The organism is Dehalococcoidia bacterium (assembly GCA_028711995.1).
GTDB lineage: Bacteria > Chloroflexota > Dehalococcoidia > SZUA-161 > SpSt-899 > JAQTRE01.
Genome location: JAQTRE010000047.1, coordinates 1 through 20,617 on the forward strand (window position 1 = coordinate 1; position 20,617 = coordinate 20,617).

Here is a 20,617-nt window from a genome sequence, read left to right on the forward strand (position 1 = left end):
AAACAATCGCCGAAGCTGGAGTTTTCCATCATGATCTTGAGCTCCTCCAGCGATCGGAAAGGGGTAATGGGATGAAACTCGCCCCTTTTGCCTTCCTCGTGAAGCGGAGTGCCGGGGATGAATGTCAGGGTTAACGCTCCGGCATAGGCTGGATCTATCTCCGTCAAAATGCGTGCCGTTGCCAGGGCGTGCTTATCGCTTTCCTCAATCCCGCCAAGTCCCAGAATTACTGTCGCTGAAAAGTCGATCCAGGCTTCCTTTGCTTTCCGGCCTGCTTCGATAATTTGGCGGCTATCTACTCCCTTGCCGATGTGTTTGAGGATATCGTCATCGCCGCTTTCAACGCCTGTGTAAAAGATTCCCAGCTTCAGTTCCCTCAACTCCTTGAGTTCATCGGGACTTCTTCTTAGGATATCCTGCGGCGTGGCGTAACAGCCGTATCTTTCCACGAATGGCAGCTTTTCGTTGGCATACTGGAGGACCTGGCGCAGTTTAGGAAACGGGTAAACCAGCGCATCGCCATCCTGGAAGAATATCCTCTTGCCTTTCCAATCTCGAGCTATGGCATACATGATCGGAGGCATGGTAGGCAAACGAAATCCGGAAGTTCGGAAGAGGGCCAATGCATCCACTTCCTGCTTGACTTCCTCCACCTCTCTGATCTGCAGTTTTTTTCCGTAGTGGCCACAGAAGGTGCAGCTGGAATTGGAGCAGCCCCTGGTCAGGGGAAGAAAATAGCTGTCCCACTCGCTCGGGGGACGGAAGATTTCAGGCCGCTGGAATTTCATATCGTTCAAAAGAACCTCTGTTTAAGTGGTGCAGGATATACTTCCTGCCGGGGGTTTGGGGGTGTCCCCCAAATTCTCCCTCTTCCCCCAAGAGTGGGGGACAGGGGGTTGCTTTGGACTTACTCAGAGCTTCCCCAATCCCATTGTACACGGAGTGCGCCTCATCCTCAAGGACGATAGTCTGTCCTTCAGCCTGCGACCGATCATTCCATTCGGAGAACCTTTGCGCCGTGGACGTTGCCTGCCTTGAGTTCGGCTAGGGCCTTGTTAGCCTCTTCCAGGGGGAATTCCTGAACTTCAGGTTTGATGGGAATTGCTGCGGCTAACTGGAGGAAGTCCCTGATATCTGCCCGGCTGATATTGGCAACGCTCTTTATTTCCTTTTCCATCCAGAGATGGCGGGGATAATCCAACTGCAACAGGCTGTTCTTGTCGATCTCTTCTTTGCGGATGGCATTGATCACCAATCTGCCGCCGGGCTGCAGTTTCCTGAGCGATTCGATGACGGGCTTCCACACCGGCGTAGTGTCGATGATGCAATCGAGTTGCTGCGGCGGGTCTTCGGCAATATCGTCAGCCCACGCTGCCCCCAACTCTCGTGCAAATCGCCTTTCCTTTTCGGATCTGGCGAAGACGAAGACGGGCGACCTTGGAAAACGGTGTCTGGCCATCTGCAAGACGAGATGAGCTGAAGCCCCGAATCCGGTCAACCCCAGTATCTGTCCATCCTTAAGGCCGGTGAGTTTCAATGATCGATAGCCTATGGCTCCGGCGCATAACAGGGGCGCCGCTTCCGAATCGGAAAAGACGGCGGGGATAGCGTGAAGGTAGCTTTCCGGCGCGATCATGTATTGGGCATATCCCCCATTTGTGTCTCGGCCGGTTGCCCTGAATTCAGGGCAAAGGTTTTCGTTTCCTTCCTGGCAGAACTTGCACTTGCCGCAGGCCGAATATATCCAGCCGATGCCAACCCTATCGCCGGGTTTGAAGGAACCGGCGCTGTTCGGGTTCTTTTCCACCCGGCCGATCACCTGATGTCCCAGTATCATCGGGAGCTTCGGCGGGGGTGTTCTTCCTTCGATTTCATCCAGCTCAGTATGGCAGACTCCGCATGACGAGACTCGCAACAGAAGCTCTCCCGCTTTTGGAACCGGAATCGGCACTTCGGTGAGTTCAAGCCGGTCTTCATTCTCCTTGAGGCTTCCGAGTCTTTTCAATAGCATCGCTTTCATGGTTTTCTTATCCTGCACTGGATTATGCCGTTTTGCAGGCGTCTTCTGGTGAGAGACAACGGACTGGGCTTTGCCATGCCGGTGTAACTGACCACCTCACCAAGATAAGGCAAGTTCATGGAAAGGGGAATACCTGCTGATATTTTACACCAAGCAAAGCCGCTGTGGAGCCATAATCCAGGAGGGTTCCGGAGTTCCCATTGATTTGAGAGAGATATCGGCGTCCGGCGAGAAAACCGGTGAATCCTTTTTGCAAAATTGGCTTCAGCTATTCTTCCAAAAAGGGCCCTCTTCCGTATGTCCGTACCTTCAAAAATGCCTTGACAATGCATAGCGACACGTGTATAATCCGAACAAAATCGCACGAAGGAGGTAGATATGGTAAAGGAAAAAGGAATGTGGCAAAAATTCATCTTTGTCTTCATGGCCCTGATACTGGTAGCCAGTATGGTGGTAATGGTGGCCTGTGATGATGACGAGGATGAGACGACTCCCCCCGCGAAGACAACTGCGGCACCACCACCGCCTACGACACCTGTGGCACCACCACCGCCTACGACACCTGTGGCACCACCACCGCCTACGACACCTGTGGCACCACCGCCTACGACACCTGCAGAGCTTTCCATCGAATCGTCCATTGGGGATTTGTTGGACAATCCGGATACTGAGGCCTTGTTGAGGCAATGTATTGGAGATGAGATAATTGACAATCCGCAGCTGTCGGCGGCCTTTGGGATGGACCTGCCGACCGTGGCTCCGATGAGCGGCGGAAAGATAACCGATGCCATGGTGCAATGCGTGAAAGACGGTTTGACGGCGATGGCTTCCGGTGGAGCCCCTGCGGCGACAACCCCAGCAGCAGGCGGTACGGGACTCGATGTTGATTCAACATTAGGGGCCCTGCTGGACAATGCGCAGACCAAAGCTGTATTGGATAAGTATATTGGCGACATACTGACGCAGTATGCTCCGCTGCTGGATGGTCAGAAGGCTAACGTCTTTTCCAAACTGCTTCCGAACTTGAAGGCCTTGGGAGTCACTGACGCCACGATTCAGAGCATGACTGCTGATTTGGCGGCCATTAAGTAATTCTGATCTAAGCAAGTTCAAAAGCGAACAGTAGATAGAAAAAGAAGCTCCGTCCTCAAGACGGAGCTTCTTTTTTGTTGCCAACCACGCAGCCTTTCAATCGGCTGTCAGTTTTCGTCTAGAACACCAGGAACTCTTTTTGCTCACCGAACACATTGCGCAACACGCCGCAGATTTCTCCGAGGGATGCATAAGCCTCAACACATTCGATAAACACCGGCATGGTGTTCTCGGTGCCTTTGGCCACTTGCTCTAGTTTTGCCAGAGACTGGGCCACTTTCTGGTTATCTCTCTCGCTTTTTACCTTAGCCAGACGCTTTTTCTGCTTTGCGGCTTCAGTAGCGTCAACCCGGATGATGTTCTCGATCTTTGGGGACGCGGAAACAAACTTGTTGAGGCCTACCACGATCTTCTCGCCGGTCTCGATATCTTTCTGGGCGCGGTAGGAACTCTCTTGAATCTCCCGCTGCTGATACCCCTTTTCGATGGCTGCCAGAGCCCCGCCAAGCTCATCGATCTTGTCCAGATACTGTTTGGCTTTCTCCTCCAGCGCAGTGGTCAGCGATTCAACCACATACGAACCGCCCAACGGGTCGACGGTATCGCCTATACAACCTTCATAGGCTGCAATCTGTTGCGTGCGCAGTGCAATGGTGACCGCATCCGCACTGGGGGTGGCATATGCCTCATCCCAAGAGTTGGTGTGGAGGGATTGAGTGCTGCCCAGCGCGGCCGCCATTGCCTGAATGGTCACTCGGACGATGTTGTTGATCGGCTGTTGAGCCGTTAGCGTATGGCCGCAAGTCTGAGTATGGAACCGCAGCATCATGGACTTTGGATTTTTGGCTTTGAATCGATCCTTCATGATCCTGGCCCACAGGCGGCGCGCCGCCCGGTATTTGGCCACTTCTTCCAGGAGGTTGGTGTTGGCTGCAAAGAAGAAGGAAAGTCTTCCGGCAAAATCATCGACATCCAATCCCGAGTCAATGGCCGCCTGCACGTAGGAAATGCCGTCTGCCAGGGTGAAGGCAATCTCCTGAGCGGCAGTTGAGCCTGCCTCTCGAATGTGATAGCCACTGATGCTGATGGTGTTCCATTTGGGAACATTATCGCGGCAGTACTGGAAGATATCGGTAATGAGTCTCATGGAAGGTTCGGGCGGGAAAATGTGAGTGCCGCGAGCTATATATTCCTTGAGAACATCATTTTGAATGGTTCCATCGAGTTTGGCTAAATCGACCCCCTGCTTTTTGGCGAGGGCGATATACATTGCCAGCAGGACAGGCGCGGTGGAGTTTATCGTCATCGAGGTGCTGACCTTGCCCAGCGGTATATCCTTGAAGAGGGTTTCGATGTCTGCCAGGGTATCAATGGGCACGCCTACCTTCCCGACTTCGCCTTCGGACATCGGGGCATCGGAATCATAGCCAATCTGGGTAGGAAGGTCGAAGGCAACGCTCAGACCGGTTTGTCCTTGCTCCAGAAGATAGCGATAGCGCTTGTTGGATTCCTCCGCCGAGGCAAAACCGGCATATTGCCGCATGGTCCACATTCGGCCCCGGTACATTGTCGGTTGCACACCGCGGGTGAACGGAAACTCGCCGGGATATCCCAAATCCCGGTTATAGTCGAATCCGCTCATATCATCCGGAGCATAAACATCGTCCAGCACTATGCCAGAAGTGGTTTTAAACTGTTCCTTCCATCCCTTGGATTTTTTCAAAGCCGGGTTGAGTGTTTTTTCGCGCCATTCCTTTTTATTGGTACTCATATTCACTAAATCCCCCTGTTCAAGATTGGCCATTCAAAGTTTATTCGATTTCATAGCAGGTGTCAAACACTATTGTAGCAGGCCTCAGCCCAAAAGGGCGCTGTTGCCACTGAATGGGTAACAGCGCCCTTTTTATCGAATCCTCTTATATAAGGTATATACGCTAAGCCTTGCCGGTTACTGACGATACGGACTTGGAATCGGGTATGCCGGTAGCGATAATGGTAAACCTGACTTTGTTTTGCATTTCCGGTTTCAAGCTCATGCCGAAGAAGATCGTCGCATCCTTGCTTACGGATTGAGCAATCCGTTTGCCTGCCGCATTCACCTCATTTAAAGTGAGTTTGGGGCCTGACTTGATGGTGAAGAGGATGCCCTTGGCGCCGGCAACGGAAAGATCAAGCATCGGGTTCCTGATGGCATTCTCGGCAGCCGCCAGGGCGGCATCTTTCCCGGCAGCCTCGCCGATTGTCATCAGTGCGTTGCCCGGCAACTCTAAGACAACCTTCACATCAGCAAGGTCAACATTGATCTCCCCCGGCTGATTGACGATCTCATTGACCACCAATATGCCTTCGGTCAAGCAACTATCGGCAATCTTGAAGGCTTCTTGCATGGTGGCATTGCTCGGAACCAGTTTGGTCATCATGTCATTGTTGATGAGGATCACGTTGTCTACATGATCGCGCAATTTAGAAAGGCCGCTGAGGGCAGTTTTCATTCTCTTGTGGCCTTCCCAGGAGAAGGGCAAAGTTACCATCGCAATGGTGAGAGCCCCCACTTTCTTGGCCATCTCAGCCACCACCGGGGCGGCGCCGGTGCCTGTGCCTCCGCCCAAGCCGGTAGTGATAAACACAATGTCGCTGCCCGATAACACCTGCTTGAGTGCGGCACGGTTAGACTCAGCTGCCTGCGCTCCAACTTCTGGTCGGCCCCCGGCGCCAAATCCCTTGGTCAGGAGTTCACCGATGGGGATGACGATGAGATTGTCTCCCTGAAGATTTTGAAGTGCCTTTGCGTCGGTGTTGACGCAAACAAAATTAATGCCGATGGGATGTTCTTCCATAAGGCGGGATACCGTGTTACAACCACCACCGCCTACCCCCACCACGGTCATATTTGCTACGCCAAATTTACCCTTAACAAACCCGGCTGGTTTTTTTGGTTTGGAGGGTTTCTTCTTCTTGGCTTTTGGCGCTGCAGCTTTCACTTCATCTTCTGCCATCTATTCCTCCTCTATCGGCTTTGCCGAGGTTGCGCTTTCGTCTGCTTCTCGGTGTGAATGGAGGGCGAGGATTTGGCGACATGACGAATTTGCGCGGACTTTATATTGTTCCAATCTTATCATCCCAAATTGTGAGGGTCAATCTTTTCCCGGAACCTGTGGCGGCCAGATTCAGGCGCTCACCTCTTGCACATTCTTCATGAGGGGCTCCGGCAGTGGGCAATCAGGCCATCAGTCCCAAGGGGAAAGGCTTTCCATAGCCGGTCATTGACAGGTCTATGCGAGGGACGCTAATATTATGCTGGTTTGCTATTAATAAGGAGAGAAATGTCTCTAGAAAAGATCGACCCCGAAATCGCCAGTATCATCAAAAAAGAAGAAAACCGCCAGTGCAACAACATCAATCTCATTGCCTCTGAGAACTACACCAGCAAAGCCGTTCTTCAGGCTCAGGCATCCGTCCTCACCAACAAATATGCCGAGGGCTATCCCGGCAAGCGGTACTATGGCGGCTGTCAGTTTGTGGATCAGGCGGAGGCTCTTGCTATCAAGCGCGCCAAGGAACTTTTCAAGAGCGAATATGTCAATGTTCAACCTTACAGCGGCGCCATAGCCAATATGGCTGCCTATATGACGCTGATCAATTACGGCGATACCATCATGGGCATGGAGTTGGCTCACGGAGGGCACCTTACCCACGGCAGTCCGGTCAGCTTTTCCGGCAGGTTCTTCAAGGTGGTTTCGTACGGTATTGATAAGGAAACCGGCCGGATAAACTACGATGAAGTGGAAAAATCCGCTTTGAAGAATATGCCCAAGCTAATCGTGGTCGGATCGAGTTCGTATCCCCGAATCCTGGACTATGAACGCTTTCGCCGGATTGCTGATAAAGTCAATGCTAAGCTCTTTGTGGATATGGCGCATGAAGCGGGCATGATCGCTGCCGGAGTCCACCCCACTCCCGTACCTTATGCTGATATCGTCACTTTCACCACCCACAAGAGCTTGAGAGGGCCGCGCGGAGGGTTAATCTTATGCCGTGAGCAGTATGGTGCTATGGCGGATAAATGGGTTTTCCCCGGCCTTCAGGGCGGACCGTTCATGCATATCATTGCCGCTAAGGCTGTTTGTTTCCTGGAAGCGAGCACGCCGGAGTTCGTTGCTTACCAGAAATCCGTTATGGAGAACGCCAAGGTTCTGGCGGATGAACTAATGGCGCAGGGGTTAAAGCTGGTCACTGGCGGCACGGATAACCATCGAGTCTTGGTCGATCTCACTTCGACCACGGTGACAGGCAAAATGGCTGAGGCGGCTTTAGGGGAAGTCAATATTGTTGTCAACAAGAATGCGATTCCGTTTGATCCCAAGCCTCCGTTTACCACCAGCGGGATCAGGTTGGGCACCCCGGCGGTGACCTCCCGAGGGTTTGGCCTGAATGAAATGAGAAAGATCGCTCAGTTCATCGCCAAGGTGATCTCCAACATCGGCGATGAAAAGGTCTATCGGCAGGTGCGCCAGGAGGTCGATGAGATCAATCGGCGGTTCCCAACGCCCGGAATTACGGCGTAAATCGTTCCGGTAAAGAGCGACAAAAAAAGTCTCCCACATCTCGATGCGGGAGACTTTTTTTATAAGAAGCATCTGATCAGGTGGTGCGGGATAAATTGGGTGTTGGGGAGCGCCGATTCAGATATTCCTTAAGATTCCAGATCGAAGGCCGTGTGGAGGGCGCTTGCCGCTTGGGCAACTTTGCCTGCATCGATGATGCAGGTGATCTTAATCTCCGATGTCGATATCATCTGAATGTTGATCCCTTCATCGGCCAGGGCTTTGAACATTCGGGCGGCATATCCGGGGGTTGTCTGCATCCCGGATCCGACCACGCTGATCTTGCCTACGTTCGTATCGCTGACGCAATCCAAGGCGTTAATGGATTCCGCTACCGGTTTGACCACTTTCATGGCTTTGTTTAAATCGACTTGGCCGACGGTGAAGGTCAGATCGGTGGTGCCCTTGATGGAAACGTTCTGAACGATCGTATCCACACTGATTCCTTGATCGGCTAACGCCTGAAAAATGGCGCCGGCCACCCCCGGTTCATCCGGCACTCCCACCACGGTCACCTTGGCCACATTGATATCGTGAGCGATACCGCTAACTTTATTTCGCACTTCCATCGGAATGCCCCCATGAATCAGAGTGCCTGGGTTATCATTGAGAGAGGATGCCACCAGGATGGGCATCCCATAGATCCAGCCGAGCTCTACTGCCCTGCTGTGCATCACTTTAGCTCCTACCGAAGCCATTTCCAGCATTTCCTCATATCCGATCTCTTCCAGCTTTCGAGCGTTCGGTACGATTCTCGGATCGGCGGTGTAGACGCCATCGACGTCAGTGTAAATATTGCATTGTTTAGCTTTCAGGCTGATGGCCAGAGCCACTGCCGTGGTATCCGATCCTCCCCGTCCCAGTGTGGTGATATCGAGATCCTGATTGATCCCCTGAAAACCGGCCACCACCACGATGTTGCCGTTTTTGATCTCCCTCTTCATCCGGGCGGGAGTGACTCCCGTAATCCGGGCTCTGCTGTGAGAGGAATCCGTCCGAACACCCGCCTGAGGGCCTGTTAGGCTGATGGCATTATGTCCCATCGCTTTGATCGCCAGCGCCATCAATGAACAGGAGACCATTTCTCCGGTGGCCAGCAGCCGGTCAAGTTCTCGCTCATCCGGCTGATCGCTGAGTTGTTTGGCCAGGGCAATGAGGTTATCCGTTGTCTTTCCCATCGCGGAGACCACCACCACCACATCATTTCCCGCCTCCTTGACGCGGATGATCCTCCGGGCAACGTTCTTGATCTTCTCGGCATCGGCGACCGAGCTTCCGCCGTATTTCTGGACTATGATCGACATCTTGCTATCCTGGGGCGAGTTTTAGAGTTGCTCCTAATGGCATCCATTTGCCCTAGCCAAGTATAGCACCCACATATTTGGGGTTCAATCATTTTTGCTGATATCCCTGAGGCTGATACATAACAACCGGACGATTGCATCGAGAAGCCCTCTTTACATTTTATACCCAATGATACCAAAACTTTACCGTTCGCTAACTTTCCGTCAACCGAAGTTTTGACCTTTGCCTGTTAGTGTGAATCTAGACGGACTTGCGCTTTTGTAAATCGGTGGGTTTTCCTGAAGAGAATTCGGGAGGACGCAAAAAGGGGGGATGAAAAATGGTGAACACTGCAGTTACTTTTGGCGTCATCGCGATAGTCGTCGCTTTCTTATTCAGTCTGCTGGCGGCATTTCCCCTGAGCAGCGGTGCCCTCGACATGGCCAATCCTACGGGCGATGGTGAAAGCACCCCTCAGGGAATCGATGGTGTGGAAGGCGTGGGCGACATGCTGCTATTCAGCTACAACGATATCATCACGGATATTGCCTCGTTCCAGGATAATCCCGACCTTGCCCGAGCCGAGGCCCGAAAGAATGCTTTCATTGGTCTTGCCCAGAATCTCGGCGGGCAATACAAAGACTTCTCCCAGACGCTTCGCGGCGATATGGACGAACTGATAGCTGAGGCTGATAGCGAGAGCGACTCATGAAGCCCATCTCAACGGCGCGTATCTGGCGGTTTGGTTTTTGAAGATGAACGCACCACCGTCTGCAACAGGTGGGAGACGGCGCCATTAGGCTTTATGGACTAGACTTCCAGTCCGTTTGCTTCAGTTTCCGAGGCGGCTGGTCCTTCACTCGGTGGCCACCACCCCCACATGCTTGCAGTTCCGCATTTGCTGCAGGTGACTTGGCTGGCAACAAGGCCTTCCGAGCCACAGCATTCGCACCTGAAAGCTTTCTGGATGCCGTAGCCGAGGGTGCGATGGAGATCTGTTGAGATACTCTCCAGGCGATTCCTGATCTCCAGGATGTCTCTCTCATTGGACTGTATCTCTTGCGGGAGTGATTCGACGGAGGCGTTCACATTTGCCAGATTCCCCTCCAGTTGACTGATCCTATCCTCGAACCCCTCATTTCCAGTCGTCTTTCCTGAATGGTCAGAGCTTACTTGCTCCAGCCGGCTTTCCAGTCGGTCAATGGAAACCCTGAGTGAACCGAGGACATCCTTGAAATCCTCTGAGAGGACTTGCGTGTCACCGCTGACTTTCGCCAGCCCTGTCTCCACCTGAGCGATTTTCCCTGAGGCTGCTTCCACTTGGGCAAGGCGCTTTGCCATGTCATCAACTGCATTTCGCAGAGAGCCAAGAGAGGCCAGAACAGGGCCATCTTGAGCATCGTTCGGTTTGTTGTGGCGGCGGAATATCCTCCGCAATCGACCCGACTTCCGTTTCGACTCCCCTTTCGGCATATCCTTCGCATTATCCAGAGGTGTAGCCGCTTCTTCGTTTGCTGGTGTGGCCGACTCTTTGTCCTTCTCCTCCGATGCCTTCTGGCGGCGGCGGAAGATACTCCGTAATCGACCGGATTTCAGTTTTGAGTCTTCTTTTGGCGTCTCTTTCACATCACCCAGAGGTGTAGCGACCGCTTCGTTTGCTGGTGTGGCCGACTCTTTGTCTTCCTCCAATGCCTTCTGACTCCGCCGGACTACCTTCAACAGCCGTCCCACCAGCCTTCGTAGCGGCGGGCTGGTATCGTAGACCGCCACTGACAACAATAGCGTCACCACGAAGAGAGCGGCAAGTACGACAGTGCTTTCCATTGCTTATCCTTGGCTTATTCAGAGATACGACTATCTGCTTGATACCGTGGCGTTCTTGACCACTACCTCAAAGATTTTCGATTCCCGGTTGGTAATCGGGTTGGCGACGAAGTTAAGATACTGCGTTGGTTCAAGTTTGCCCCCATCTGCAAATCGTCCATCGCTGCCTTCCCAGATCGTATCCCCGTTTCCATCTTTCACACGGTAGACAATGTCCTGGAACCGAACTGTCTTGTTTGAGATATTTCGGATTCGGCCTTGAACCAACGAAACAGACCATGCCTGTCCCGTCACGCCATCCCAATCAACTTTCAATTCAGGCGGTCCAATGAAAACCGCCTCAAGTTCTGTCCCGCTACCCCTGACTATGCCGATTGCCCCCTTGCTCTGGTTTGGATCGTTGCGGATCATGAAACCCACCGACGCACCCATCACCACGATCACCAGAATGCAGATTGCGATCTTGGTTCTGGTCAGTGCTCTTCGCTGTGCCCTTTCGCCGATAGTTTCATGCATGTCGCTCGATTAGCCTGTCCAGAGGGTCAACTTAGCTTCTGCAGAGATATTTCCATGCGCTCCGAAATAGCGGAGATGTTTACATTGACGTCCTCGATCTTGTAGGTCATGTCTTGCACTGATTCGGCAGACTTCTCCACCTGCTGAGCCACAATGCCGAAACCGTTGAACCCGCTTCTGCTTGAGAAGGTGCTCTGTCTAACACCATCTGGCTCGTAACCATTTCTAGTACACTTCCTTTCTTACCTGAGGAATCTGTGATTAGCTAGCCGGCAGGTCTCTCTTTTTGTGCTGTGAGGCATGCCTGCATTCACAGCTCTCTCTGTTTATCCCGTTCAAAGTTCAGCCTATCACGAGCGCAGGCAACAATAAATGGAGCACTCACTAATCTCGTCTGAAGGCAAGCACTCAATAGTATTAAGGGTTTTCCCGGAGTGATTGTGGTCGTAAGGATACAGAGATATCAGGGCTGAAGCAGAATCCCAATTCGCCGGGCGCCCCGGCAGTTGCGGTGACTTTTGGCGTGCTGTAAATGATATCAATTTTGCTCGTAGCGTCAGGCTATTTTTGTTCAGTGATATCCTTCGAGCTCCCCAATGTCGCTAAATGCCCATTGTAGGTGATAGAAGTAACCGTCTCATAGAACCATCGGATTTCCCCATCCTTGGTGATCCCCCGAAATTCATAGCCAGAGGAGCGCTTCCCTTTCAGTATGTCGATTGCGCTTTTTCTGACCATTTCCTTGTCCTCCGGATGAACACGGCTGATGGGATCGATATCCAGGAGTTCTCCTTCTGTAAAGCCGATATCTTGCTGGAACCGGGGATTGGCAAACCTGAATCGTCTTCCCTGGACGATATACGTGCCAACCGGCGAGTTATGAGCCTTGGCTTCGTATACATCGTTTAGCTTCCATTTGTTGGGAGTAGAGTTCATGATAAGCACAGCTGTTCTGTGGTTCCTGTCGGAATCCTGGAAATGGGTCACCATAACCTCGGCCATGAATATCCTGCCCTTCCTTGTCTTGACCGGGCACTTTTCATTCATGGTGCGAACGCCACAGGGATGTCGCCCAAGAGCGGCATCAAAGAGTGAAAACTCCTTCGGCAATCCGGCAGGTATAATGTCTGTCAAGCTCTTTTCCAGCATCCCCTTTTGGCTGTACCCCAACATCCTCAGGGCAACTCCGTTGCAACCGATAATTTTCCCTTCCGTATCTGCCCAGACGAGGGCATCCGAAAAGCTGTTCAAGAGCATGGCAAGGGAATCTTTCCGGGCGCTTATAGGGTTATTTATGACGATTGATTTTGGCATATCTCTCCATTATTGATGGTTGGCTCGCCCGTTATGCTATTTGGTCAGCAGCGTAACGGGCTAATTACAGTGGTTTCTTGTGGTACTAATCTTGCCACCCTGAACCCATCATTAATAGGGGGTAAATATGTGTTTTGGGAGGGGTTTTCACCCATTTCTATCTTGGGGTCTGCCATAACACCATGGCGCACGAGTGTGGGACCGAAAAGCAGAAAAGAGGGGGAGGGATGGTTCTCAGTGAGATCGACCTGGTCCAGCCCTTAAACCTGTTTTGGGACCGAAAAATAGAAGCTGCTTCCTTCGCCCAGCTTGCTCTTAACCCAGATTCTCCCGCCATGCAACTCCACAACAGTTTTGGCGAAGAGCAACCCCAACCCTTTGCCGCCGGCACGGCGCACTGTTTCGCTATCAGCCTGGTAGAACCCATCGAAGATCAACGTCTGATCCTCCTCGGAGATGCCGATACCCTGGTCGCGCACTTCAAAAATCACTTCTGCGGTCTCGTCGCTGATCACAATATCAATGGGGGATCGGGGCGGCGAGAAGTTGCCGGCGTTGGTGAGCAGGTTGACCAGCACTTGCTTGATGCGATATTTATCTGCCCACATGGACGAGACGGATGGATCAATCGAGATGTTCACTGATTGAGTTTTTCTGGCGGTGAGGGGCGATACGGATTCGACGGCCTCATTGACCAGTTTTCGACAATCAGCTTTTCCGCGCACAATCTGCATCTCTCCCGTCAGCACCTCGGCGATCGGGTAAATATCATCAGCAACCCCTACCAGCCTGGCGGTGGCTCGGACTATGTTCCCGATAAGTCTCTGCTGGGTTTCAAAGTTCAATGCATTGATATCGGATTCCTGCAAGAGCCTGGAGGAGGATCTCAGTGAGGTGAGAGGAGTTTTCAGTTCGTGGGATAGAATATAGAGAATTCGGGATTTGAGATGACTCAGCCTGGCCAATTCCGCTACGTTCTTCATTTCCACAGCGCCAAGCCGCGCCCTCTCCAGTGAAATCGTTACCTGGTGAGCGAAGACCAGCACAATTCGTTTCTCTGAATCTGAGAGTGCCTTGCCGGAGGTTCTACCGAAGACCATAACACCAAATTCCCTATCGGGTAACGCCAGCGGCAGTAGATTGATGCCGGCCATTCCGAGCTCTGTGATCACGGTTTCCAGGAGCGGGTCACCCTTCGCCAGGTCTTTGAAAATAGTGAGATCATCCAGGAACAAGGTTTCCCTTTCCCTGAGCACCTTCTCTAACAGGCCGCCGTCTTTGGTCAATTCAATCTTCCGGTGGCTCAGGGAATTCGTCAGTCCTTGATCGTCGTCTTCCGGCCCCTGCCCTTTCTTCGGGCTAACGAACACTCTGGCCTCCAGGCTGTTGCCATCTTCGTCAGCCATCAATATCCAAACCAAATCGCTGGCCAGGATTTCCCGAATGCTGTTGGCGGCGATTCGCAGAATTTCTTCAGCGGATAATGCACTTGCCAGAGCCGTTCCTGCGGCCTGCAATTTCCTTAGCAGGCCGTGCTCTGCCCGAAGACTTTCGCTCATTTGCAGATTGCGGACCATTGTATTAAATGAGATAGCCAGGCGGCGGACTTCTCTGGTTCCGGAAACCGGTGCTCGATAGGTGAAATCGCCGGAGCCGACTTGTTCGGCCCCGATCGAAAGAATATGAAACGGCTTTGTGGTCCTTTGGATGAGCAAGGCGCTAACTATGAGGAATAGAATAAATCCGCCAGCTATGCCGATTAAGCCCTTTCTCAAGGCGTCCCGCATCGGGGCAAAGGCCTCATCGGTAGTCTGGCTCGTGATTATGTGCCAGACGTGTTCTCCCAGGTATGGAGAAATATCGAGAGTAGCTTTTGCCGCCAGCACCTTGTCTCCCTCATTGTTTTTATATTCAAATAGCTCAATGCTGCCGGGATATTGTGTTGTCCGAATGTTCTTCCGGGCATAAGTGAACTGGGCGGTCAGTTCGCCGTGATCGGGATTGGGAATGGTAATGAATGTGTAGCTCTCATCAACAATGCTGGTCCATCCGGTTTCACCCAGCGTGGCAGTTTCAGTGATCGCCCAAATAGTATTCATCTCCATCTGTGCGACAATGACTGCGGTAACGTTTTGGAGAACATCCTTTACCGGAGCCGCGTATTCCATGGCGAGCTTGGGGGTGTTCAACACGCCATGAGGTGGAGAGACCGAGATATTACCCGCGACAGCTTCTCTAAACCAATCCTGCCCACTCCAATCGCCCTGGTAGTCTTGGTCCGAGGAGATAATCATGTTGCCATCAGGATCAACGAGTGCAATATCCGTGAACCTTTTGTTTATAATATCATTTACCGTCGTTATCTCCGCCAGTTTGTCTTCGGCAGATGCCGTGTCTGATCTTATTATCGGATTCTTCGCCAGCGTTTCCATATCCTGATAAGAGCGAATCAGGACGCGCTCTACCTCAGCGCCCACCTGTGAAGAGAGGTTTTCTAAGTTTGATTCGGAGGCTTTTCTAAGGGATTTATGCGTTTCGCTGGTGCTATACCAGCTGACCATGACTGCCATTGGTATAAAGACAAGAAGAAAGATCAGTATGATGGTGGCAGCCAGCGTCTGCCTTTCGATCAGACGCTTGAGCCTTTGCCGCAGGGTATTCATCTGATGATTTCGCCTCCAAATAATACCGGAGGGGTTCTGCTCGACTTCCGCTCAGCCCGCGGAGATTACCTCAGAACCTCGACTAGAAACCTGACAGGGAAGCATTCCTGTGCCCTCTTTGTTCGCTGAACGCTGAATGCCGCAACTTGATTGCCGATACGTTACCGGAGTGTTGAAATAGCGAGCTCAATGCCTTTTTTAATGGAGCCGCTACCTTATTCTTGGGAAGGTTCGCAGGACTATCGCCAAGATTTAACCACAGAAAACAGTCTAAGTCAGTCAATAAATGGTAAATAACCGGTAAATTCTGTGTCACCCGGAGCTTTTGGCAATTTCCTCCCTGTCCAATCGATTCAGAAACCGGGTTGATTTGATCTCCCTCTCCAGGAGATAGCGGACATATCCCTGCATTAGCCGCTCCAGTTCTTTGGACAGATCGGAGTTCAGGCGCAGTCGGCTGGCCATCGCATAATCTCCCCGTTGGAGTAGCCGTAGCACCTTGAGGGTATTGACCGAAATCGGCTGGACGATCGGCTCTGAATTGGTGCAATTCGGGCAGAGCACTCCTCCCCCACTGGAACTGAAGGAATTCTCCACAGGTTTGAGAGGTGAGTGACAATTCAGACACTCGCCTAATTGAGGCTGGTAGCCGACATGACCGACCAGTTGAAGTTCGAAGTATCGAAAGAGGAGCGGAACGTGGCACTTCCCTCCCAGATGATGCAGTGCTTCAAGCAAGAGCTTGTACACCGGGTAGTTCTCCACCCGTTCGGAGGCAAAGGCATCGATCAGCTCCACCATGTAGAGAGCTTGAGCGGTGAGCCGAAGATTATTTCGAATCGAGGGGAAGCTTTCAATCGTCTCGCCTTGATTGACGGTATCCATTTGCTGCCCGTGGGTCAGCATCAGGGAACAATGAGTCAGGGGTTCCACATGTCCCCCCAACCTGCTCGTTGTCTTACGGGCTCCTTTGGCCACAGCTCGAATCTTGCCGGCTTTCGAGGTGTACAGCGTGAGGATTCTATCCGCCTCACCCAGGTTGGCGTGTTTGAGGACAATGGCTTCAGTTTTGTATGTCTTCGATCCAGACATTAACCGTCCGTCATCAAATCTCCCGGCGTCCCTCCAGCGCTTTACCCAGAGTAATATCATCGGCATACTCCAGATCGCCGCCTACTGGAAGTCCCCGAGCCAGAGAAGTGATCCTTATCCCCAGCGGGGAAATCAGACGCTGTAAATACATAGCGGTAGCCTCGCCTTCCAGGTTAGGATTGGTGGCCAGAATGACCTCTTGAATCGAACTGTCTTTCAGCCGTGATAGTAGCTCGCCGATTTTGAGGTCATCGGGTCCGATCCCATCCATAGGAGAGATTACCCCATGCAGCACATGGTAAAGGCCATTGAACTGGCCGGTGCGTTCCAGAGCAAGAATATCCAGAGGTTCTTCAACTACACAGATCCCGCTTCGATCCCGTTGCGGGTTTTGACAGATGGTGCAAGGGTCGGTATCGGTGAGGTTCTGGCAGCCGGAGCAAAGGATGATCTTTTGTTTGACATCGATAATCGCCTCAGCGAGGGAACGAGCCTCGCTCTCGGGCATGCGAAGGAGGTGATAGGTCAATCGGGCGGCTGTCTTAGGCCCTATTCCGGGGAGCTTGTGAAATTCATCGATCAGGCGCAAGACAGGTTCAGCCGCAGATCTGAATCTGGGTTTCAACTCACAACCCTTTTTTCACGCGGATTTTCATTTCAGTTTCTTCTGGTTCATTCTACAACACTCATCTGCACAACACCAGTTATCTGTAGCCATGCCAATCCGATCGCTTGCGGTGGGGTGGTTCATCGAAGGAATGGCTAAAGTGCCATTCTCAACCACAAATCAGAACCCCGAGGTCTGCAGAACAAAATTACCACTGAATCAGTTTTCAGGGGACAGGTCATCCTCGTTTAATGCTGAAATTCTACCTGATGTTTACCTTTCCTTAACTCCACGTTTACCCTCATTAACGATCACTTTTACCTGAGCCCGTTAGGATGAAAGTGATGAGAGGAGAATCTCCACGAAACAAATCCCAAAGAAGATCGGAGGAACGAGAATGGAATCAACAGTGATGATTATTGGTGGTGATGAGTGTGCTATAAGCGGCCTGGCTGCGCTTTTCAACGAATCAGATATCAAGTTTGCCTGGGCCAATTGGACGTCATGCTTCGAGCGGTTGCGCGAAATCTCGCCGAGTGTTGTGATTGTGGAGGAGGATTCAGGGTCGGAAGGCTGGAAGATCGCTACCCGGATCCGCCAGGAGTCCGATGTGCCTATCATCATGTTGGGCACGATCAACAGTGAATTGGCCTTGATCAGAGCGGCTGCACAGGGCATCGATTGCTATATGGCCAGACCTTTCGACCCCCGAGAACTCATGGCCAGGCTGAAGGCCTTAATTCGTCGTCATGAGAGCAGCCGGCAGAAATCCGATGCCTACTGCAATGCTCTTTGAGCACATCGGGTGAGACCCAAAAAGCAGATCGATTCAGCTTATCATAACGCAGTAGTGACGTAAGTGAGGATTGAAAACGAAAACCACCGAGGTGGGCTTACCCATCGTCTCTGGTGCAGTTCGTCAAGTTGCTGATGCTGGAAACAGGTTGTTATTGGCTCAGTGGGCAGCCTCAGGCTTATTGTATGGCTTCTCTGATTTCCTGTCTTCTCCAAAATACCAACGTGCCCGATATCATCAATCCCGCCGCCGGCAGAGCCCAAGTAGACAGTTGCAGAAAGCTCTAAGGGCTATGCAGTAATTCCTCTTGCCGTTTCCATATTTCAGGTCGGACAGAAATCGACTGATTCCTTCAGCGGATAGCCAGCTAGATTTTTCAGCGTCGTGTGGTAGAATGATAGCGTATTGGGAGAGGTTCCACCGGGGCGAGACTTGATGAACTTCTCTACCCACTCAGATGTTTGTGAACAAACTTGTGAACTGTTCACAGAATTCGGTCGTTTTCGGGCCTTGTTTTACCTGGGGAAGTGTCGGAACTGGCAGACGAGCATGACTTAGGATCGATGATTTAGCTTCATTTTGGTTAACCTTTAGGTTAACTCCCAACCTGCCCAATGCCTCAGCCACCTTCTTACTAGGCTGCTTTTTCCCACTAAGCACCATTGAGACATAAGCTTTGCTAACCCCCAGCGATTCAGCTAGTTCCGTTTGGTTCATTGTTCCCTCCTTTCTTTTGCTTTGGTTTCCGGCCTCCACCTGCTTTTCTCTTCCGCTTATAGTCTAGTTCTAAAACCATCCAATCACGTCCAAACTTCTGGCCCTTAAGTTTGCCTTCTATCAGCAAGCGTCTTATGTGGCTTTCATCAACCCCCATTTTTGCTGCTGCTTCTTTGGTAGTGTACATACTCCACCCATATATATTATACACGTATGACGGAATAACATCAAGGAAATAGTCTCGGAGGTGTCCTATTGTAGTAATACAAGTGGGAAGAGGATCAAGCCTACTACCAATCTTTACACACTGGGCAGGTACCCTTGAAAGTCTTTCTTCGAGCCAGAACCCTTAAGGCTTCGATTAGCTCATACGGTCTCTTATCGGTCAGGATTGTGATATCCGATTCATTTGGGGCAAACAACTCTGAAAACTCAGCAAGAAAATGTTCATAAAAACAATACCAGAAATCCCACGGGCCACATTGCTGAAAGATGTTCTCAAGATTGGATTCGAGTGCCAGACCTAGTTCATCTTGAGGTATATCTCTGTATGTCTCGTCTTTATCAGAAATGGTGTAGGCACCGCCTATACCTTCTACCACCTTGTCCAGATTGCCTGCCAACATCGCACTAGCTATGTCCGACATGTGATCAAAATGACTCGACATGCTCTGCAATATTAGCGGCTCCATGTTGATTCTCTGTTGTGATTCACTTCGTCTATCCATCAGTTCTGGCCTAACATCTTTTATCCACTGTTGGAGATCATCGGGTAGTGTGTCCACCTCATACAGTGGCATCAGTTCCAACTCCTTTTTCAAACGCTGGTAATTATCCTTTGTAGCGGAAAAATCATTGGCATATTGATCAAGCGTCTTTGCCCTAGCAATTGCCTTCCCCCAGTGGTTATAGGTGGAATTGTCTTTCATGATACGCCAGAGTTCGATCTTAATGTGTTTTGGTATATCAGTAGTAGTACACGGAGCTTTTAGCTTCTTACGCATAGCCATATTTTTGCCTCATTCTTGCCTGTTTTTTGCGGACAAATCCAATGGAGCCGATGAGAAAATTGATTCTAGTCTAGCAGGAATTTGATTCTTTGACCATTGCTGCGAGACCAAAAGAAATAAAGAGGAACAAACAGATGAGTGACAATCTGAAAAAGGAACCCAAGTACAAAATTCAGTCTGGCTTGGAGGCAATCACCAGTGATGTGCCGGAGATAGATTACATCATTGAGCAGAAGCTCAGGAGACAGGCTAAATATTCTGTCATCGCAAAGTGGAAAGCGGGGAAGTCCTTTCTAACCATTCAGATGGGTATGGCCATTGCTGCCGGTGCTGAATTCTTGGGATTCAAAACTACAATGGCTAACGTTCTCTATATTAATTTCGAGATTAGTGAGGAGATGTTCCAGCTAAGAGTACAGGATATGCATCATGAGTTGGGATATGACCTATCACGATTCAAGTACCTAACCATAACTGACCTCAGTTTGGATGTGCACACTCAGGAACTGGATGAGATTCTAACCCAGTCTATTGCTGAAGGTTTTCCCATTGAGGTGTTGGTTATTGATCCAAGGTGGAAGGCAGTAAAGCGTGATAGCAATCAGGATGAAGTTATAAATGCCTTCGCTGTGAATCTGGATAAGTTAATTGCTAGATACAAAATAACCCTCATCATTGTTCACCATGAAGGAGTTGCTACTAGGTCAGATAAAGCTGGTAAAGGAAGCACAGTCTTTGAGGCTTGGCTTGATGGGTGGATTCGGATATCCCCTATGCAAGGACACTTGAGAGAAATTGATATTTGGTCGAGGGATAGTGAGCGAGAGTCAATAGTGGCTGAGTTTGATTACCCGATTCACAAGGTAGCACCTGGCATTATGAGTGAGAAGAAGGCTAAAACTGAAAAGGTGAAAAGTAGCATACTTGAATTCCTACAAGATGGGAATAAACAAGAGGCCGTTTAAGAATAGGGGTTAAGAATACCCTGAAAGAAGTTGACACGGTTTTTGAAACCGACGTTTTGACTTTCAAGTGACATTCTCATAGGTTAAGCCCTCGGTTTTGAGGGTTTGAGCAC

Annotated in this window: 20 protein-coding genes; 5 read left to right on the forward strand and 15 right to left on the reverse strand. The window is 51.0% G+C overall.

The annotated features are described in order from the left end of the window. On the reverse strand, positions 1-788 hold a 788-nt coding region (locus PHV74_08085), incomplete at its 3' end, for a radical SAM protein (GenBank protein MDD5094319.1). 203 nt (positions 789-991) lie between these two features. Beyond that, positions 992-2,020: a zinc-dependent alcohol dehydrogenase family protein gene (locus PHV74_08090; protein MDD5094320.1), complete on the reverse strand. Its 1,029-nt coding sequence runs from the start codon at positions 2,018-2,020 to the stop codon at positions 992-994. 378 nt (positions 2,021-2,398) lie between these two features. On the opposite strand from PHV74_08090, the gene PHV74_08095 reads away from it, so the two are divergent. Continuing rightward, entirely contained in the window at positions 2,399-3,112 is a 714-nt protein-coding gene (locus PHV74_08095; GenBank protein MDD5094321.1) for a hypothetical protein, read from the forward strand. Positions 3,113-3,230: 118 nt separating this feature from the next. Here the strand turns inward: PHV74_08095 and PHV74_08100 are convergent, their stop codons facing one another. Together PHV74_08100 and ftsZ are read right to left on the reverse strand one after the other, a co-directional pair. Continuing rightward, positions 3,231-4,883, reverse strand: coding sequence for a methylmalonyl-CoA mutase family protein (locus tag PHV74_08100; protein MDD5094322.1), 1,653 nt, complete (start codon positions 4,881-4,883; stop codon positions 3,231-3,233). A 163-nt stretch (positions 4,884-5,046) separates the two neighbouring features. Then, entirely contained in the window at positions 5,047-6,108 is a 1,062-nt protein-coding gene (gene ftsZ, locus PHV74_08105) for a cell division protein FtsZ (GenBank protein ID MDD5094323.1), read from the reverse strand. Between the two features lie 327 nt (positions 6,109-6,435). Here ftsZ and PHV74_08110 point away from each other — a divergent pair, with 327 nt between their 5' ends. Continuing rightward, positions 6,436-7,677, forward strand: a complete 1,242-nt coding sequence (locus PHV74_08110; protein ID MDD5094324.1) for a serine hydroxymethyltransferase — start codon at positions 6,436-6,438, stop codon at positions 7,675-7,677. 128 nt (positions 7,678-7,805) lie between these two features. On the opposite strand, the gene PHV74_08115 is transcribed toward PHV74_08110, so the two are convergent. Further along, positions 7,806-9,020 (reverse strand): aspartate kinase, encoded by a 1,215-nt coding sequence (locus tag PHV74_08115; GenBank protein ID MDD5094325.1) that lies wholly within the window; start codon positions 9,018-9,020, stop codon positions 7,806-7,808. Between the two features lie 320 nt (positions 9,021-9,340). Here PHV74_08115 and PHV74_08120 point away from each other — a divergent pair, with 320 nt between their 5' ends. Beyond that, positions 9,341-9,712, forward strand: a complete 372-nt coding sequence (locus tag PHV74_08120) for a hypothetical protein (protein MDD5094326.1) — start codon at positions 9,341-9,343, stop codon at positions 9,710-9,712. A gap of 98 nt (positions 9,713-9,810) precedes the next feature. Here the strand turns inward: PHV74_08120 and PHV74_08125 are convergent, their stop codons facing one another. The 7 genes from PHV74_08125 to recR all read right to left on the reverse strand — a co-directional run bounded on the left by PHV74_08125 (position 9,811) and on the right by recR (position 17,034). Further along, positions 9,811-10,824, reverse strand: coding sequence for a hypothetical protein (locus PHV74_08125; protein MDD5094327.1), 1,014 nt, complete (start codon positions 10,822-10,824; stop codon positions 9,811-9,813). A 30-nt stretch (positions 10,825-10,854) separates the two neighbouring features. After that, complete coding sequence (locus PHV74_08130) at positions 10,855-11,340, reverse strand: hypothetical protein (protein MDD5094328.1); 486 nt, start codon at positions 11,338-11,340, stop codon at positions 10,855-10,857. A gap of 26 nt (positions 11,341-11,366) precedes the next feature. Then, entirely contained in the window at positions 11,367-11,492 is a 126-nt protein-coding gene (locus tag PHV74_08135) for a hypothetical protein (protein MDD5094329.1), read from the reverse strand. A 409-nt stretch (positions 11,493-11,901) separates the two neighbouring features. Next, the gene (locus PHV74_08140; GenBank protein MDD5094330.1) at positions 11,902-12,654 is read right to left on the reverse strand and encodes a PAS domain-containing protein; all 753 of its coding nucleotides are present in this window, start codon (positions 12,652-12,654) and stop codon (positions 11,902-11,904) included. 260 nt (positions 12,655-12,914) lie between these two features. Then, positions 12,915-15,317 carry an ATP-binding protein gene (locus PHV74_08145; protein MDD5094331.1) on the reverse strand — a complete coding sequence of 801 codons (2,403 nt, stop codon included), beginning with the start codon at positions 15,315-15,317 and terminating at the stop codon, positions 12,915-12,917. A gap of 312 nt (positions 15,318-15,629) precedes the next feature. Then, entirely contained in the window at positions 15,630-16,469 is an 840-nt protein-coding gene (gene recO, locus PHV74_08150; protein MDD5094332.1) for a DNA repair protein RecO, read from the reverse strand. After that, a complete protein-coding gene (recR, locus tag PHV74_08155) occupies positions 16,423-17,034 on the reverse strand; it encodes a recombination mediator RecR (protein ID MDD5094333.1) in 612 nt (203 codons plus the stop codon). The genes recO and recR overlap by 47 nt, the downstream gene beginning before the upstream one ends. 379 nt (positions 17,035-17,413) lie before the next feature. Here recR and PHV74_08160 point away from each other — a divergent pair, with 379 nt between their 5' ends. After that, entirely contained in the window at positions 17,414-17,812 is a 399-nt protein-coding gene (locus tag PHV74_08160; GenBank protein MDD5094334.1) for a response regulator, read from the forward strand. Between the two features lie 453 nt (positions 17,813-18,265). Here the strand turns inward: PHV74_08160 and PHV74_08165 are convergent, their stop codons facing one another. The 3 genes from PHV74_08165 to PHV74_08175 all read right to left on the reverse strand — a co-directional run bounded on the left by PHV74_08165 (position 18,266) and on the right by PHV74_08175 (position 19,539). After that, entirely contained in the window at positions 18,266-18,529 is a 264-nt protein-coding gene (locus PHV74_08165) for a helix-turn-helix transcriptional regulator (protein MDD5094335.1), read from the reverse strand. After that, positions 18,507-18,716, reverse strand: coding sequence for a helix-turn-helix domain-containing protein (locus tag PHV74_08170; protein ID MDD5094336.1), 210 nt, complete (start codon positions 18,714-18,716; stop codon positions 18,507-18,509). Before PHV74_08170 ends, PHV74_08165 begins: the two co-directional genes overlap by 23 nt. 103 nt (positions 18,717-18,819) lie before the next feature. Then, the gene (locus PHV74_08175) at positions 18,820-19,539 is read right to left on the reverse strand and encodes a hypothetical protein (protein ID MDD5094337.1); all 720 of its coding nucleotides are present in this window, start codon (positions 19,537-19,539) and stop codon (positions 18,820-18,822) included. A 134-nt stretch (positions 19,540-19,673) separates the two neighbouring features. Between PHV74_08175 and PHV74_08180 the strand changes: the two genes are divergently transcribed. Next, complete coding sequence (locus PHV74_08180; GenBank protein MDD5094338.1) at positions 19,674-20,504, forward strand: AAA family ATPase; 831 nt, start codon at positions 19,674-19,676, stop codon at positions 20,502-20,504. Positions 20,505-20,617: the final 113 nt, after the last annotated feature.

Bases quoted from the DNA above. Each gene is read 5' to 3' on its own strand.
- PHV74_08090 (MDD5094320.1), bottom strand. From the start codon at position 2,020: ATGAAAGCGATGCTATTGAAAAGACTCGGAAGCCTCAAGGAGAATGAA.
- PHV74_08095 (MDD5094321.1), top strand. From the start codon at position 2,399: ATGGTAAAGGAAAAAGGAATGTGGCAAAAATTCATCTTTGTCTTCATG.
- PHV74_08100 (MDD5094322.1), bottom strand. From the start codon at position 4,883: ATGAGTACCAATAAAAAGGAATGGCGCGAAAAAACACTCAACCCGGCT.
- ftsZ (MDD5094323.1), bottom strand. From the start codon at position 6,108: ATGGCAGAAGATGAAGTGAAAGCTGCAGCGCCAAAAGCCAAGAAGAAG.
- PHV74_08110 (MDD5094324.1), top strand. From the start codon at position 6,436: ATGTCTCTAGAAAAGATCGACCCCGAAATCGCCAGTATCATCAAAAAA.
- PHV74_08115 (MDD5094325.1), bottom strand. From the start codon at position 9,020: ATGTCGATCATAGTCCAGAAATACGGCGGAAGCTCGGTCGCCGATGCC.
- PHV74_08120 (MDD5094326.1), top strand. From the start codon at position 9,341: ATGGTGAACACTGCAGTTACTTTTGGCGTCATCGCGATAGTCGTCGCT.
- PHV74_08125 (MDD5094327.1), bottom strand. From the start codon at position 10,824: ATGGAAAGCACTGTCGTACTTGCCGCTCTCTTCGTGGTGACGCTATTG.
- PHV74_08130 (MDD5094328.1), bottom strand. From the start codon at position 11,340: ATGCATGAAACTATCGGCGAAAGGGCACAGCGAAGAGCACTGACCAGA.
- PHV74_08140 (MDD5094330.1), bottom strand. From the start codon at position 12,654: ATGCCAAAATCAATCGTCATAAATAACCCTATAAGCGCCCGGAAAGAT.
- PHV74_08145 (MDD5094331.1), bottom strand. From the start codon at position 15,317: ATGAATACCCTGCGGCAAAGGCTCAAGCGTCTGATCGAAAGGCAGACG.
- recO (MDD5094332.1), bottom strand. From the start codon at position 16,469: ATGATATTACTCTGGGTAAAGCGCTGGAGGGACGCCGGGAGATTTGAT.
- PHV74_08160 (MDD5094334.1), top strand. From the start codon at position 17,414: ATGGAATCAACAGTGATGATTATTGGTGGTGATGAGTGTGCTATAAGC.
- PHV74_08165 (MDD5094335.1), bottom strand. From the start codon at position 18,529: ATGAACCAAACGGAACTAGCTGAATCGCTGGGGGTTAGCAAAGCTTAT.
- PHV74_08170 (MDD5094336.1), bottom strand. From the start codon at position 18,716: ATGTACACTACCAAAGAAGCAGCAGCAAAAATGGGGGTTGATGAAAGC.
- PHV74_08175 (MDD5094337.1), bottom strand. From the start codon at position 19,539: ATGGCTATGCGTAAGAAGCTAAAAGCTCCGTGTACTACTACTGATATA.
- PHV74_08180 (MDD5094338.1), top strand. From the start codon at position 19,674: ATGAGTGACAATCTGAAAAAGGAACCCAAGTACAAAATTCAGTCTGGC.